This window comes from Humiphilus diazotrophicus (assembly GCF_059726315.1).
The window spans coordinates 3,623,470-3,638,880 of record NZ_AP040870.1 but is presented as its reverse complement, the minus strand read 5'-3'; the positions used below and the strand labels follow the sequence as shown (position 1 = coordinate 3,638,880).

The following is a 15,411-nucleotide window of genomic DNA, read 5'->3' as shown; positions in this document are numbered from 1 at the left end:
CGAAAAAGATCTCGAATTTGGCAAGGGTTTTCCTAAATGGGATAAATCTGCTGGGGGATTTTTCTCTGGAGATATGAGTGCTACCAGGGTAGCGCAGTAACCTTTTACGGGAGATCCTGAAGGCAAAGATGCTTAGAGCATTCTGGAGTTTTTATTTCTTCTTGTAGGAGAGCTTTGTTGCCGATCAATAAATCGAGATTTCCTGGTGTTTCCGGAAGACAAAGGTCCGCTGCACCGAGAAGCTGACAAAGGATAGGAGTGTCTCTACGAGAATCTTTGCTGCATACATATTCCAATGTAGTCCTCCAGTCAATGTTCTGATGCTTCCATAGGAGAGCAGTCCAATAGCTATAACCAGGGCATAGTAACGCCATAGCGATGCCGGAATAGATACCTCGGAATGGAAGACGAATTGTCGATTTAACAAGAAGTTAGCCAGCGAACTTAGCCTTCCTGTGATGAAAGAAAAAGGGAGGTCTTTGGTAACGGCGAATGCCATGCTGAAGACAGCCAGATCGATTCCTGCAGCGATGAGAGACGATGTGTAGAAGCGCAGTAAAACAAAATAGATCCGCATCGAATCTCGAACGGGATCGAAATGAGAAGACCTGTTTTGTTCGATATAAACGGTTTCTATAGGGATTTCAATCGGTGCTAGTCCACGCCGGCACAGATGTGCCAGTACATTCATCTCGTATTCGTAACGTTCTCCGCTCAGGGCCAACAATCCGGAAATCAGTTGTCGAGGAAAACCCCGAAGCCCACTCTGAGTGTCGCTGACGTTATGTCCTGAGAAGACTCGAAAAACATAGCGCGTAACCGTATTGCCGAAGCGGCTGCGCAGTGGAACTTTGCCATCGAAGCTTCGCGTACCTAGCACAAATTGTTCGGATCTCTGGAGGACTTGAGCAACATGCAGGATGTCTTCTACTGTGTGTTGCCCATCGGCATCGGCAGTGACTATGCCGCGAATCTCCGGAAGTTCTGTCAGGACGAAGTTAAGTCCATTCTTGAGTGCGCGTCCCTTCCCCATATTGACGGCGTGCCGCCGCACACAAACAGCGGGAAGCACTTCCAACATGTGAAAGATGTGTTCAAACTCTGGTCCGCTGCCATCGTCGACGACAATGATCGAAGAGATTCCAGCTTCGGCGAGAGCCTTCACTAACGAGACAAGCCGGTCTCCTGGCCGCCAGGCAGGAATGAGTACGGCGATATTGTGGCAAGAGGTTTCCAACATGTTCTTCTCAACGAGCCACTGCGCAGAAAAAGCCTATCAGTAAAGAAGGCATCGAAAAAGCGATGACTGATGAAGTGAGGACTCAAAGCCAGTGATTATAAAAGCCAAACGAGCCACAGGCCGCGCAAGTAGCGGATCTTCCGCCGGGACCATAATATTGATGACATGGAACCGAAGCTCATTACAGACCCGGAACTTCTCGATATCTTGCAGGAACTTGCCAGCCTTGAGCCGCTTTTTCATCGCCCGGAATTGGGGCAAACTCGATTTGACCTCGAAAAGATGGTGGTCGATGACTTTTGGGAAGTAGGGGCCTCGGGACGACGCTATTCGAAGAACTTTGTTCTCGATGTACTGGAAAAACGCCTTACAGACCAGAAGCCCGATTACTGGCAAACAAGCGATTTCTATTGCCGAAGGCTATCATCCGATGTCTATTTGCTTACCTATTCGCTGATTCAAAACAACGCACGCAAAACTCTTCGCTCAAGCATATGGCAGCGTACCGCGGCAAGTTGGAAGTGTATTTACCATCAGGGGACAGTTGTACAAATGAGCTAGCTTTCCTGTAGCAATGAAGTAACTGAGCCGGTGACGAAATTATCCATCCACACGCCACTCCGGCATCATCAATTCATCTCCGGAAAATTAATGCAGAAGTGCGGAAAATGTTCTATTACATAGAGAAATGGCAGAACAAACGGAGACCTTTTACGACGACCTAGCTGAGTTCTATCACCTGCTCTTCGACGATTGGGGCCGGAGCATAGCCAGACAGGCAAGTATTTTGGGACCGCTTATCGAGCGCTATACGGGGAAGGCAACGCCTCAAGTGCTCGACTGTGCCTGCGGAATCGGTACGCAGTCTCTTGGCCTGGCACAGAGAGGCCATTCCGTCGTGGCTTCCGATCTGAGCTGCCGGGCCGTAGAACGTGCCCGGCGGGAAGCTGAGCAACGCAATCTCCATATCCCGTTCTACTGCACAGATATGCGCGATCTGGACGCAATTACTGAGGCCGGTTTCGATGCGGTTCTTGCGGCTGACAATGCTCTGCCCCATCTGCTTTCACAACGGGATTTGGAACGAGCATTGGGGCAGATCTTTGAAAAGCTAAGGCCCTCGGGCATTCTGGTTACTACCCTTCGTGACTACGACAGCCTCATCTCCAACCGCCCTTCTTCTCAACCGCCAGCGTTTTATGGGCAAGAACTCAACCAGCGCATCCTTCACCAGGTATGGAAGTGGAGAGGCAGCGAATACGACATGCATCTCTATATAACGCTCAAGACGGATAGCGGCTGGGAGGTGAAGCACTTCACCGCCGTTTATCGTGCTCTTTTGAGCAACGACTTGAATCAGGCGCTGCAAACAGCTGGTTTTACCCAGATTGCCTGGCTCGATACCCGGGATACCTCTTTTTACCAGCCAGTCGTAATTGCCAGAAAGCAAGAGAAATAGCTCTCCGGCAGAGTGTCAAAAAGTTCGCAGGATTGTGCCCCAGGGTGCGAAGAGAATTTCGCTCACTCACGCAAGAAAACAGGGGTATGCTTCTATCCGAGAGGGCCTCGCTATGGCTCGAACCGGCAAATTTCTAATCGCAATCCTTGTCAGCTCCGTGCTGTTCTATCTAGCGGCAATCTGGGCTCGCTGGGAGCTGAATACAATCGGCAACGGATCACGTTATATAACGATTGGTGTCTTTGTCGCGATTGCACTGCTTTGTGCAATGGGTGGTGCGTTTTCCGGCTCTATCCATCGCGTTCGTAGGGTCCAGTCGCGCAGATTGCATCGCCATCTTCCGATTTAAAGCATTTCCCGAAATACTGTGAACTTTCCAAGTAGGGTGAAGAGCGGCTTTCTTTGGCGGAAAGCCGCGCCACCTTCTATTGCTTAGGTCTACTTCTTTTCGGGAAATGCTCTAGCTTTGTCGACTCTATGCCGGGTCTTCAACGGCACGGCATAGTGCTGCTCTGGCAAGCAATCTAGTGGAATCAAGTGTGGGTAGCGGCGAGTTATCGTTGTTCATAATCAGCGGAATTTCGGTGCAACCAAGTACGACAGCATCGCAGCCCTCTGCCTTCATCCTTTCGATGACCTGCTGAAAGTAGAAGACGGATTCCGGTTTGAAGATACCGTAGACCAACTCGTCCATGATGATGCGGTTGATCTCTTTACGTTGTGCTGCTTCCGGCCGTAAATAAGCCAAGCCACGAGCGCTAAGCTTTTCGGGATAGACTTCGCTTTCAACCAGCCATTGAGTTCCCGTCAATCCCAGGCGATGATAACCGCGTGCGGTGGCCTCCGCTGCAACCGCCTCGACGATGTGTAACCACGGCAGCGGGGATTTTGCCTCCACATAAGCAAAGGCCTGATGGATGGTGTTATCCGGACAGATCAAAAAATCGGCGCCCATCCTGGCGAGCTTCTCTGCCGAAGACAGCATCAGCTCGCCTACTCTTTGCCAGTCACCGCAATAGATGGCCTCCATATATGCGGAAAGCGATGGCGTATGCATTGAGACCTCGGGATGCGCATGTGGTCCCATCCACTGCGACCCTTCCGCGCAGATCGTCCGATAGCAAAGAGCGGCTCCTTCAGCGGAGCAGCCAACGATACCAATGTGCTTCGTCATGCCGTGATCCTGCAAAGATGATTTTCCAAGATTCGTTTGCTGTTACCGGATGCCATGGAGATGAGTTCTTCCAAAGATCAGTGTCGCTATTCCGATAAGTACTAACAGAAGATAAACAATAGCGACGATACGGAAGGCAATCTTGATTCGGGGCCAGAAGAAGGCAGGGAGTTCATCCAGAAGTCGTTCACTCCAGTCGGTACTTAACTTTTCGAGAGAAATATGCTCGTGGTGTCTTGCCCAGCGGGTAGCAACGACCGTTACACGGACGTTGGCTATCAGCAGGATTGCTCCTGCAATCGTGAAGACACCGGGAGGGCTTCCTGCAATCCAGTTTGCCGCCGTGGTTAATACATATCCCGTCGCAAGCAGGCTCGCTACCAGAGGTTCATGGACACGGACTCCGATGGCTCCCAGAAAGAAGAAGGCGAAGGTCAACAAAGATGCCGCATATTGCCTTTCGAATCCCAGCGCAGTGCCTGCTACTGCAGCAACGATGGCACAGAGCAGATAGCCCTGCTCTCCGAGGGTTTCGGACTGGCCGGCCTGATTGCTCGGCCAAAGTAATCGCTGGAAGAAGTTGTCACGTTTCAGGGGGCGTTCGGACAGACCTGTATCTCCCATGGAGCATTTTGTATCAGATACAGCTCAGCAGCGAACAGAGAAAATACGCGTTACCGGCATCATTCCTACCGAAGAAGCTACCGTGCTGGAGGTTTTACCTCTAAAGTCATCGTTTTTTGTGGTTCTTGAGAGGTTTTCCTGGGATGACGGATAAGCCCGGCTGTTCCCGTCACCAATAAAAGCGTAAAGACACCGGCTACTCCAAGGAAGCCCCATTGTCCTTTGGGCCACACTCGGGCGGGTACTTTGTCGATCAGACGATTACTCAAGGTTTCTTCCATCCCCGATGGAAATGCGTCGGAAATCCCATGGTGTGCCCAGCGATTGGCAATCCAGGTTCCGCGTATATTTGCAATGAGCAGCACCGCAAATGCCAGATCGAGCAGGTCTGGAAGTTGCCCGGTCAGGAATCCATTAATTTCCATTAGCACGTAGGGGATAACCAGCAGAGCAGCGGCCATCCTGCTGTGTTCGCGAACTCCCATGCCTCCAAGTCCGAAGAAGGCCAATGACAGTAAGCCCTCAAACCAATGTCCTTGAAGGCTGAGCACGATGCAGGAACGCACGGCAACAATGGAGCAGACCCAGAAACCCTGCTGCCCCAGAGTGTCTACCTCTCCAGGGTGATCGCTTGGCCAAAAGAGCCGCTGAAAGAGGTTGTCTTCCTTGTAAGGTGTTCCCGACAACCCGAGATATCCCATGGCAGTCGTTGTACCAGAAGGTGACTAAAACTCATATAGAAATTCTCTATCAAGGTATCTTCCGCTCAGCTTCTGCTTGCCGGGGTGAGTGCTCCGTAGGCTTTCCCCGGACGGCGAACTCCAGGGTGTTTTCCATCCAGCGGCGCAAGACTCCGTCAGGCTCCTTCTCTTCGGCAGTTGCCTCTGCTGTCGTGGAGACTTGCCTTTCGAGTTCAGTCCGTTGTTTGTGGAGAGAGTCGAACGTCTGGCGTTCGGTACGGAGCAGTTGCTCCAGAACCTGAGCATTGGAGTCGGATTGCAGCTCTTTGAGCCGTAGTTCATAAAGCGCAAAATCTTCTGCCTTCAGATCCTGGCGATGAACGGCAAGTTGCCGCAGCGTATCCAGCATCTGTTGGTAGCGCTGGTTCAGATCGCAGAGATACTCACATACACGTACGTTCATCCAAGGCACCATTCATTTTTTTTTTACTACTGGTGGGGCGTCTTCCCTGTTCGCATACAAGCCCCGGAAGCCGTAGCGAAACAGGGAAAGCGGCCGATTTGAAGAAAAATAGTCCAGTACCTCCCCAGCTGGATGCCGTTTGAAGCCGCGTCTGCTAGAGACGCAACGTAAACGTCAGCCGAAATGGGAAGACGAATGTAGGCACACGTATCCTAGGAAACCGGTGCAAACATGGGCTGGGAGTGAGTTTTACAAGGATTCCGGGCTACGAAGAGGGCCCGAAGTTTACTGATTTGGGGATTGCTGTCGTGGAAGGGATTTGCATCCGGGACGTGTGGGATTTAAGTTGAAATGCAGCCATGGCTGTCTCCTTGTCGTTTCAAGGTGGATGGTTCGCGGTTAGGGGAGCAGGCGGTGTTCCAGCACCAATTGCTTCCCCGCTAAGGGGCACTGTACTTTCTTGATACACTCGGCGCCGTAACTACAGCGCAAAGCTCTGCTAACCAGACAATCGAAGCTTCTTTCAGGATTCCGAACAGCTGTTAAACAAAGCTCTGCCAGCAGCATAGGCATGATTGCGAGGGTTGTCAATGTATCTTGCCTTTCTACGGGCTATATAGAGCGCAGGCATCTATAAACCTGGTCATAATGACCGACATTACTATGGAGTACCATGGGAAGTCTGTCGGTGTCGAAGAAAAGACGAAGCTGTAATAGCTTCCTGGCAGGGATTCTGATGCTCAGGCGATGTTCTGGATATTCCGAAACACTCATTTATTGTTATTTAGTTTCCTGGTTCGATCTGAACTTCAGTTATCTTCAGCAGATTGCATTATCGGAATAAAATGCTGCGTAATACAAACGTTTAGGTCCTTGTTCGCATGATATCAACATTACGCACGATTTTACCTCCTGAGTCTTCGACGCTACCTCCGGGGATAACGATACTGACCACGGCTACTAAAGTTATTCCTTTTGTGCAGGATATTTTGCGCAATGCAGATAAGGACAAAAATGCGTTAGGATTTCTTCCTAAACAGGCCTATGAATCAGCGGCAAGATCTGGAAAGATATTTGTGGCAGCTGAACAGAAGAAAGGAAGCTTCAAATACTTAGGTCATCTGTATTTTGGACATTCTTTCCCCCATGTTCGTGTGCATCAGATATATGTGTCTCCGCGAGCGAGAAAAAGAGGATTAGCTAGATTCCTCATAGATGCTCTTATTCGGCACTCTGAAGCAAATGGAGATATGGACATCGTTGCAAAGGTAGCAGCTGATCTCAATACAAATTTATTCTGGCAAAGTATTGGTTTTGAGACTGTCCGCACCATTCCGGGTGGTACCACAAGAAACAGGATCATCAACGTCAGGCTCAAGAAACTCAATACTCCAACATTATTCGCGAGTGCTGACCCTGTAACAGAACCGGGAATTCCATTTTCAGAGAAGTTGCGTTCGACTCTTACCCCTGTCTTTGCTGTGGATTTGAACGTGTTCTTCGATGTGATTAAGCACCGGCCACGTGCGGAATACGGTGCCAAGATAATTAGTGCTGCCTTCGACAATCTGGTAAGGCTTGTGGTTGCCGAAGAGTTTATCTCCGAGCTTAGGCGGAATACCAGACCTAATATGTCTGATCCGATTCTTCAATTTGCTCTGGAAATGCCCATAATGAAGACACCACCTAAAGAAGCGATTGATGGGCTTCTAAAGCAACTAGCGAAAATTGTGTTTCCTGATCGAACAAAGCGGCAAGCCTTAACTACGCAAGACAATTCAGATCTTCTGCATCTTGCTACCGCCATCCACTATTCTGCGTCAGGATTCTTGACCGCAGAAGACGCTCTGGTTTCTGCATCAGAGATAATTGAAAGTAAATACAAAGTTAGAGTAGTCCATGTTAAAGATCTTGCCAGCCTCATAGAAGCTACACAACGTCGAATATCTTCAACGGAGGCACGGTTCGGTAGTAGCGATCTCAGTATTTCTGAACTCACGGATGATTTATTAGTGCAACTTCAAGATCTTGTGAAGAGACTCGAAAGTGCAGATAAGCTTCTATCTCGAATTGGAAGCTCTGGAGTGCGCAATTCTCATAGCAGGTCGATAGCAATATCAATATCAGGCCAATTGGTTTGTTCTGCTTTCTGGACCTGCAAAGATTCAATACACAATCAGTTTTCTGTAACATTGGTTGCAGACGAGGACCATCCTGCAATAGAGTCATCGCTAGATGCATTGTTGTTTCGCTTGTCTTGGGAAATGGTTGTGCAAGGGCCAGCTCTTATCCGGCTTGAAATTCCCCATGCGAATGTTATAGCTCAAGAACTTGCAATTTCGCAGGGGTATTCCCGTATAGAATCCTCTGCTGGAGGGATAGTATCCTTCTATCGCCTAGCCTTGGGCAAAGCCATTACTGCTGAAGAATGGTCTGCAACTCGAGATTGGATTCAAAAAATGACAGATAATGCATTCCCTCTTGGCCTGCCTAAATTTTCTGTAAAAGAGAGGGCGATCACTTTTGCTGACAGCCAAGGCCGTCAGAATATAACCTCGTTTGAGAATTTCGAAACAGCTCTATCCCCAGTCCTCCTTCTTGCGGAGCACAGGCCTGTAGCGATGGTTCCTATCAGGAGAAACTATGCAGATGAACTTTTGAACACCGAAAGGCAGCAGTCACTTCTTCCCAAGTATGCAGCATCGCTTTTTCGTGAAAGGGTCTATTATAGTGATCCTAAGAATTACGGAGTGTTGTCTGCCGGAAGCATAATTGTATTCTATGAATCCTCTCCTAATCACGGACGGTTGGCGGCAATAGCTGTCGCTAGAACGCTTGACACTGTTGTTGTTGCAAAAAAGCAGAATATGGGATCAAAGTGGATCTCACATGGAGCACTTCATCAGGTGGAAATCGAAAATCTCGGCACTAGAGACAAAATTGCAGCTACCATATTTGATAATGTACTCAAGCTGCGGCGTCCCGTTCCTTTAAAAACGCTTCGTAAAATTGGCTGCGTAGATAGAGCTAACCTCGTCAGCCCCAGAAGAATAAGCGTGGATCAGCTTGCCGCAATAGTTCGAGAAGGTGGAATAGGGTGATGTCCGATGCAGATATCGTAATTTCGGTTGAAGATAAGTATCTGTCGCTCATGTTGAGTGGCAAGAAAACTATTGAATTGCGCAGACGGGTTGTCAATGTTCCTAGTGGTAGCAGAGTTTGGATTTATTCGAAGGTGCCAAAGGCACATATTGGTGCATATGCATTGGTTGATGAAGTGATCGTAGGCACTCCTAAGGAAATCTGGCGCAAACACAAGAATGAAACTGGAATTACATTACAGGAATTCCAGGCATATTTTGAAGGGGCTACAACAGCGTGTGCCATTCGCATTCGAGATATTTCACCAGTTGAACCAGTGGTCAAACTGAGCTATCTCCGCTCTCATATAAAAGGATTTCATCCACCGCAGTTTTTCAAAAGATTGCATAAAGGGAGTCCTGCGTTTTCTCTCCTGCATGCTCACACAATATGAGCTTCTTCCGCATCGTTTATATACAATGATGGTCCTGCGCCACTATGTTTATTCTGATCTCAAGAAACAGATGGTGCGTGGTGCCTGAAACGACAAAGCTTTGGAGTCGAACTGCCATGTGGACGAAATGTTTTCACCAATAGGCGGTTTATGGGGGTAGTATGAGCATCAATTTTGAACGCAACAATCGGAGTGTTCCTATCTCTATGTGTTGGCATGATCAGGTTCATGCATATTTCAGTAGAACCATCGATTCTCTACTTCGGTACGCCGGTTGTCCTTCTCAGCACATGTAATGTGGATGGGACAACGAATGTAGCACCTATGTCCTCGGCATGGTGGCTGGGATGGAATTGTATGTTAGGACTGGGAGCGAAAGGCCATACAGCTCAAAACCTGCTCCGGGAAAAAGAGTGTGTTCTCAATCTGCCCTCTGTAGATCTGGTATCGAAGGTCAATCGTCTGGCGAAGCTTACTGGATCGGATCCCGTGCCTCCACATAAAGTGAGAATGGGATACCGCCATGAAAAAGATAAGCTCAGGGTTGCACAGCTGACTGAATGTGATTCGGAGCTAGTAAAAGCAAAGCGCATTTGCGAATGTCCTGTGCAGTTGGAGGCAGTGCTGGAGACAGTGCATCCCTTTGGCCATCGTCCAGACAAGGACCCAGGCGCCCTGGCCTTCGAAATGCGTATCGTCAAGGCTCATGCTAGCGAGACCATCCTTATGGACGGAGTCGAGAATCATATTGATCCCGACAAATGGCGGCCTCTCCTCATGAGCTTTTGCCACTTCTATGGCCTGGGTGACAGGGTTCATCCTTCGACTCTGGCAGAAATTCCGGAAGAAATGTATCGTCCTGTTGCCCATATGCAGCGGTAAGACAGCTACACAAAAAAGAGCTCCCGGCGCCGTTGATCCCTCTCCAGTACAACTGCGCCGAGAGCGTGTCAATAAAAGTGTGGTGTCCTAGCTCAATCTCTGTAAGTAACGGAACCGAAAGAAGGGCTTCGTTTCAAGCTGTGCCGTCCAGAACGATACAGACTGCATAACATGAACCCGCTGGAGTTACTCTAGGCCCGCTGTAAAGCAGATTGAAGCCCTCGTTCACTCCCTCTGACGTAGAGCCTTTGGTTCCTGGTATCGGGCCGTTCCTCTTGGATCTGAAACTGCCGAATGATGCCGTCGAGATCTCCGGCCAAGCCAGACAGGCTCTTGCAAGCATCTGCCGTCTCTTCCGATGCGTGAGAGTTTTCGGTTGCCAGCCGTGATATCAGTATTGCCGATTCGCTGATTTCTCCGGAGGCAGAGGTCTGTTCTGTCGCGGCTGTAGCAATCAAATGGATCATGTGTTCTACATCGGTTGCCGACTTGATAATTGCTTCCAGGCTCTTGCGTGCGCGGTTTGTTTCTTTTATACCGCTGGTAACTTCGGCTTGCCCCGCATCCATCAGACCCAAGGTCTGCTGTGTTTCTTCTTGGATATTGCGGATGGTGGCGGCGATCTCTTCCGTAGCACTCTTGGTGCGTTCGGCCAAACGCCGGACCTCGTTTGCAACAACGGCGAATCCACGTCCGTGCTCTCCGGCGCGCGCCGATTCAATAGCTGCATTTAGGGCCAGCAGATTTGTCTGTTCACTGATCTCTTGAATTACGGTGACTACCTTACCAATCTCCTCCGAGCGTAGTGCCAGAGATCTCATCTTGTCTGAGGCCGAAGAGGTTGCATTGGCGATTCGCTCCATGGTTGCTGCCGCCGATTGCATTACGCTTCCTCCGTCGCTTGCGGTCTGGGCGGACTGCCGACTTGCTACTAATGCGTGTTCCGTATTGTTACTAATTTCGCCAATGGTTGCAGTCATCTGCTGCGCAGCCGCGGCGATCTGATTGGTTTTGTCCGATTGCGCCTGCGCGTTGCCGCTTGTATGTTCGGCGCGGCTGCTCAACTCAGTAGCAGCGGTTGAGAGTGTATTCGAACCCTGCGACATTGATTCAAGAACGGATCGCATCGATTGGATGCTTGTATTGAGTGCCATCGATAAACGTCCAATTTCATCAATACCCTGCACCGGCACCGTAATGGTCAGGTCCTTTTCTGCAACGCGCTCCAGCGCGAGAGTAGCCCTTTGAATCGGAGGAACCAGGAGTTTTGTAAGCATCCAGCCAACCAAAGCAGAAAGAGCGGTTGCGAGAACCACGATCAATGTGGAGGAGATACGCATCAGCTGTCCGATGTGCATCGCACTGTTTCCAGAAGTGACACCTGCCTTAAAGTTGAATTCGACATTTGCTTCCAGCTTATTGATGGCCTCTGTACATGGAGCGAGGGTATCGTCGCTCATGATTCTGTTCTTCGCTTCGTCCTGTTGGCCATGATTGTATTGGCTGAGGATCTGATCGCTCAAAACCAAATACTGAGAAAAGCTTCGAGTGAAAGCCTGATAAAGGCTTCTTTCTTCCTCCGAAGATATGTAGGGTTCATATTCCTTTGCTGCGGTTTGGTAACCAGTAAGCGCTGAGCTCCTCTTCTGCAAATATTCACTGCGGCAAGAATCTGTCGGGCATAGATAAAAACCTAAATCAGAGCGGCGATACATATTCAGCTGTTTCTGAACCGCAACCAGGGTTCGCAGTGTGGGGAGGGCATTACCTGCGAGCTCGCTCGTATTTGCATTGATTCGAGAGATCCCGGCAAGCGAGAACAGTCCCTGTAGCAAGCTCAATAAACATACGATTCCGAAGGCAACGAGAAACTTGCGTGCAATTGGCAGATTGCGAAAGAAAACCATTTTGATAATCCTCTTCTTCTCCGTAGGGCTATCCATACATGCCCTGCTCAATTTCGACCATTACGGAGCCATTGCAAGACGCAAATCTCCTGACAAGTTCTGTTCACGTAAGGGTGCGATCAGGCTCCCCTACCAGTCAGAACTCCGGTCGTTACTTTCGATAGCTCCTATGGTTCAGGCGGAAGAAACATCACAATCAACCTTTGCAACAGCTACCGATACACATTCAGATGTCTTGTGTGTTTTCAGACATTACATCAATGAAATTTCTATGTATAGGAAAATGTGATAGGCATCACGAAAATTCCCGAAATGGTTTCCCATTGTTTTCTGCAACTTACCTATAAGTTGCAAGTGATATTCCCCGTTGGTTACCTCGCTGACGGAAGAGGAGTACTCTGCTGGCTGGAGCATTCCCTGCATAGGTATAGACTTGCCAACGACAGAGAGGAGCAGCTTTCTTTGGCGGAAAGCTGCATATGCTTCTGTGTCCAGGTCTACATGTTTGCGGGAAAAGTTCTAAGCTGCCAAGAACCTATGCCAAGCTTCAGGAAGGATAGCCAGGGGTCATGTTCTTCGAACTGCTGTTCTTTGCCTTGCTCTTTGCTTCGTGTATTGTGCTGATCAGTGTACTGATTGCTTTTTGCCAAGGCCGTAGGACAGCTGCGGTTGGTTTACTGAAAAGACAGGTAATAGCGACAGCCACTTATCTCGGAATTGTGGCAGCGGTTTCGGTGTTAACTCCACAACGAGTTCTTCAACGGGACGAGCCCCTCTGCTTTGACGAGATGTGCTTCCTGGTGGACGGCGTCCAAACCGCGCAGCAGTTGGGGCCGGAAACACATCCACTAATTGCGAAGGGCAAGTTCTATGTGATTACCGTTCGGGTCAGCAACCGCTCCCTTGGCCGTACGGAGAGTGAAGGTGGAATCCATGCACTCCTTTGGGATTCCAGGCATTCCTATCCTGTTTCTGAGGCAGCACAGCAGGCCTATAAGGCTGTACATGGAACGACAGGCAGGCTCGACAGTCGCCTACAGTCTGGGGAAATGATTGAGAGCGTGCAGATCTTCGATGGTCCCTCGTCTCCGCCTCTGCTGGGGCTGATTCTCAGTCATGGCTTTACTCCAGGATACTTTGTCATCGGAGAGTGCCCGCTCTTCCAAAAACCGACAATCATTCAGATACAGCCTTAGCCTGGGCACACGAATTTCGAGCAAGAAGATATACGGATATTCTGCTATCGGTATCCGCCAGATGCTCTAGGCGTCTGAAGTATTAGTACCGCTATTGATGTGGAAGCTCCGTTGTCGCCCAAATTTGTTCCTATCGCATTTCGTCCAAGGGAAGATGAATTATAACCAGGAGTCCTTGCGGTTTGGCATTCTCAGCGTGAATGCTGCCGTGATGGAGACGGATTACCCGGTCGGCAATCGCCAATCCCAGCCCTGTGCCACCGGATTGGCGGTCGCGTGCAGGTGCTACTCGATAGAACGGCTGAAAGATATTCGTAAGTTCCGATTCCGGAACTCCCGGGCCATAATCGCGAATTGCAAGGCGAACAAAAGGACGGCTGTCGATGTTGATCGTGTTCAACTCTATCTCGATAGCGGTATCGGCAGCTGTATAGCGGATTGCGTTACGAACAACGTTTTCGATTGCACTGTGTAGAAGCTCTTCGTTAGCGCTTAGCTGGTATTGCGTTTCTTCTTCCGATAGACCTTGAACCTGAATTCTGCAATCGCGGCTTTTTGCTTCAAACACTGCATTCCGCAAAACAAGCTTGACCAACTTATTAAGGCTGGCATCGGTCATCTCAATTGGCGCGGAAAGAGTATCGAGCCGGGCTATTGTGAGCAGGCGCTCAATCATATCGCCCAAACGATTCAAATCCTGCTCCATATGCTCGAAGGCCGGATCGTCGTCGCTTCTCTGCCGAACCAGATCGAGTGCGACGATTAATCGTGCCAGCGGAGAACGCAATTCGTGGGAGATGTCGTAGAGCAATTGCCGTTGCTTTGTAACCAGCGCCTCAATCTGACCTGCCATGCTGTTGAAGTCTGAAACCAGGTAGCCCAGTTCATCTCGTCTGCGCTCCATTTTCTCTGCGGCCCGGCTGCTCAAGTCTCCGGCTGCGAGCTTTTGTGCTGCTTCTCGAAGCCGAAGAATAGGTGCCGTGAGATAGAGAGTCAGGAGATAGCAAATCAATCCGGAGACCAGGAGCGCAACGCCGATCCGCAGCATCTTTGTTGCGGGACCTACATCGATGGCTTCTCTTGGTCCATATGGCAACTCCGTAGCGTAAATATACGAACGGCCACTGTTGCTGTGCAGCTTGATGGCCATACGGACACGTCCGTTCCGCATGCGGGCATGAGCTCCATCGCTGGTATGGATGCCGGAGAGCAGATCGGTGAAGGAGTCGCAATGGTCACCCGCTATTCGACTTCCGTATTCGTCAAAGAGGCAGGCATTGAGGCCTGTCTCACTTTTAATTTTCTGAAGATATGTAGCGAGTGCTGAAACTCCTCCACGTTCGTTTCCTTCCATGGCCATGATGCCGGAGAAGCGTCCGCTCTCGGCAACCATCTGATGCCAGCGTTTTGAAGCCGACTGTCTCTCTGAGAAGGCGAAGGTCAGGACCAACGCAATGCCCATAGCGATAACCGTCAGCCAGAACCAGAGAAAGATCTTGAGGAAGAGTCTACGTATGGTGATTGTCACTTTGCTTCCGAGCGCAGAACGAAGAGATATCCGCTACCTCTTATTGCCTTAATGCGCTCTCCTTCCTGCACCGAAGCAAGCTTCTTGCGCAAATTACTAACGTGGACATCGATCACGCGATCGAAGGGGCCAAGCTTGCGGCCCAGTACCGTTTCGGTCAGATAGTCACGGGTGAGGACCTGTCCGGCATCCCGTACGAGGGTTTCCAGTAATGTGAATTCGACACTGGTCAAATCGAGCCTTATTTCATTCAGCCATGCTTCTCTGGCTGCAGGGTCGAGATGGATATCTCCAGCGCTCATAGGCTCTTTCGCCGATACCGCGCCTGACGTGCGGCGAAGAATGGCACGTACACGGGCGACAAGCTCCCTGGGATTGAAGGGTTTCGAAAGATAATCGTCTGCGCCTATTTCGAGGCCAAGAATGCGTTCCACATCTTCTCCCCGGGCCGTGAGGATGAGAACAGGAATTGGCGATTGAGCACGCAAGCGGCGAAGCACATCGAGCCCTCCCATGCGTGGCAACATTAGATCCAGGATCACCAGAGCATGCTCTCTGCTGAGCGCGCGTTCCAAGCCTGAAGCGCCGTCGTGAGCTGCTTCTATGCTGAAGCCTTCGGCCGATAAACGCTCGGCCAAAAGTTTGCAGAGGTCGACATCGTCATCGACGATCAGAAGCCGTTCCATTCCCTTCTCAAATCCCATCGTTCTGATACTAGAGCCG

15 protein-coding genes are annotated in these 15,411 nt (G+C 50.0%); 7 read left to right on the top strand and 8 right to left on the bottom strand.

Annotation, left to right across the window (positions count from 1 at the left end; all coding sequences use genetic code 11):
• Positions 1 to 184: 184 nt before the first annotated feature.
• Complete coding sequence (locus AC6I7T_RS15600) at positions 185 to 1,240, bottom strand: glycosyltransferase (protein WP_497794427.1); 1,056 nt, start codon at positions 1,238 to 1,240, stop codon at positions 185 to 187.
• A gap of 165 nt (positions 1,241 to 1,405) precedes the next feature.
• Between AC6I7T_RS15600 and AC6I7T_RS15595 the strand changes: the two genes are divergently transcribed.
• The 3 genes from AC6I7T_RS15595 (at position 1,406) to AC6I7T_RS15585 (ending at position 3,048) form a co-directional block, all read left to right on the top strand.
• Entirely contained in the window at positions 1,406 to 1,801 is a 396-nt protein-coding gene (locus AC6I7T_RS15595; RefSeq protein ID WP_497794426.1) for a nuclear transport factor 2 family protein, read from the top strand.
• Positions 1,802 to 1,928: 127 nt separating this feature from the next.
• Complete coding sequence (locus tag AC6I7T_RS15590; RefSeq protein WP_497794425.1) at positions 1,929 to 2,699, top strand: class I SAM-dependent DNA methyltransferase; 771 nt, start codon at positions 1,929 to 1,931, stop codon at positions 2,697 to 2,699.
• Positions 2,700 to 2,811: 112 nt separating this feature from the next.
• Positions 2,812 to 3,048 carry a hypothetical protein gene (locus tag AC6I7T_RS15585; protein WP_497794424.1) on the top strand — a complete coding sequence of 79 codons (237 nt, stop codon included), beginning with the start codon at positions 2,812 to 2,814 and terminating at the stop codon, positions 3,046 to 3,048.
• A gap of 126 nt (positions 3,049 to 3,174) precedes the next feature.
• On the opposite strand, the gene AC6I7T_RS15580 is transcribed toward AC6I7T_RS15585, so the two are convergent.
• The 4 genes from AC6I7T_RS15580 to AC6I7T_RS15565 form a co-directional block, all read right to left on the bottom strand.
• Positions 3,175 to 3,873 (bottom strand): aspartate/glutamate racemase family protein, encoded by a 699-nt coding sequence (locus AC6I7T_RS15580; protein WP_497794423.1) that lies wholly within the window; start codon positions 3,871 to 3,873, stop codon positions 3,175 to 3,177.
• 42 nt (positions 3,874 to 3,915) lie between these two features.
• Positions 3,916 to 4,497, bottom strand: coding sequence for a hypothetical protein (locus AC6I7T_RS15575; protein WP_497794422.1), 582 nt, complete (start codon positions 4,495 to 4,497; stop codon positions 3,916 to 3,918).
• A gap of 77 nt (positions 4,498 to 4,574) precedes the next feature.
• On the bottom strand, positions 4,575 to 5,183 hold the full coding sequence (locus AC6I7T_RS15570) for a hypothetical protein (RefSeq protein ID WP_497794421.1): 609 nt from the start codon (positions 5,181 to 5,183) through the stop codon (positions 4,575 to 4,577).
• A 64-nt stretch (positions 5,184 to 5,247) separates the two neighbouring features.
• Entirely contained in the window at positions 5,248 to 5,640 is a 393-nt protein-coding gene (locus AC6I7T_RS15565) for a hypothetical protein (RefSeq protein WP_497794420.1), read from the bottom strand.
• A gap of 881 nt (positions 5,641 to 6,521) precedes the next feature.
• Between AC6I7T_RS15565 and AC6I7T_RS15560 the strand changes: the two genes are divergently transcribed.
• The 3 genes from AC6I7T_RS15560 to AC6I7T_RS15550 all read left to right on the top strand — a co-directional run bounded on the left by AC6I7T_RS15560 (position 6,522) and on the right by AC6I7T_RS15550 (position 10,057).
• Positions 6,522 to 8,741 carry a GNAT family N-acetyltransferase gene (locus AC6I7T_RS15560; protein WP_497794419.1) on the top strand — a complete coding sequence of 740 codons (2,220 nt, stop codon included), beginning with the start codon at positions 6,522 to 6,524 and terminating at the stop codon, positions 8,739 to 8,741.
• The gene (locus tag AC6I7T_RS15555) at positions 8,741 to 9,175 is read left to right on the top strand and encodes an ASCH domain-containing protein (RefSeq protein ID WP_497794418.1); all 435 of its coding nucleotides are present in this window, start codon (positions 8,741 to 8,743) and stop codon (positions 9,173 to 9,175) included. Before AC6I7T_RS15560 ends, AC6I7T_RS15555 begins: the two co-directional genes overlap by 1 nt.
• Before the next feature lie 228 nt (positions 9,176 to 9,403).
• The gene (locus AC6I7T_RS15550) at positions 9,404 to 10,057 is read left to right on the top strand and encodes a flavin reductase family protein (RefSeq protein WP_497794417.1); all 654 of its coding nucleotides are present in this window, start codon (positions 9,404 to 9,406) and stop codon (positions 10,055 to 10,057) included.
• A gap of 191 nt (positions 10,058 to 10,248) precedes the next feature.
• Here the strand turns inward: AC6I7T_RS15550 and AC6I7T_RS15545 are convergent, their stop codons facing one another.
• A complete protein-coding gene (locus tag AC6I7T_RS15545) occupies positions 10,249 to 11,964 on the bottom strand; it encodes a methyl-accepting chemotaxis protein (protein ID WP_497794416.1) in 1,716 nt (571 codons plus the stop codon).
• Between the two features lie 569 nt (positions 11,965 to 12,533).
• Here AC6I7T_RS15545 and AC6I7T_RS15540 point away from each other — a divergent pair.
• Positions 12,534 to 13,160, top strand: coding sequence for a hypothetical protein (locus AC6I7T_RS15540; RefSeq protein ID WP_497794415.1), 627 nt, complete (start codon positions 12,534 to 12,536; stop codon positions 13,158 to 13,160).
• A gap of 130 nt (positions 13,161 to 13,290) precedes the next feature.
• Here AC6I7T_RS15540 and AC6I7T_RS15535 read toward each other — a convergent pair whose 3' ends face one another.
• Both AC6I7T_RS15535 and AC6I7T_RS15530 read right to left on the bottom strand, forming a co-directional pair.
• Complete coding sequence (locus AC6I7T_RS15535) at positions 13,291 to 14,688, bottom strand: ATP-binding protein (RefSeq protein ID WP_497794414.1); 1,398 nt, start codon at positions 14,686 to 14,688, stop codon at positions 13,291 to 13,293.
• Positions 14,685 to 15,374 (bottom strand): response regulator, encoded by a 690-nt coding sequence (locus tag AC6I7T_RS15530; RefSeq protein ID WP_497794413.1) that lies wholly within the window; start codon positions 15,372 to 15,374, stop codon positions 14,685 to 14,687. Before AC6I7T_RS15530 ends, AC6I7T_RS15535 begins: the two co-directional genes overlap by 4 nt.
• Positions 15,375 to 15,411: the final 37 nt, after the last annotated feature.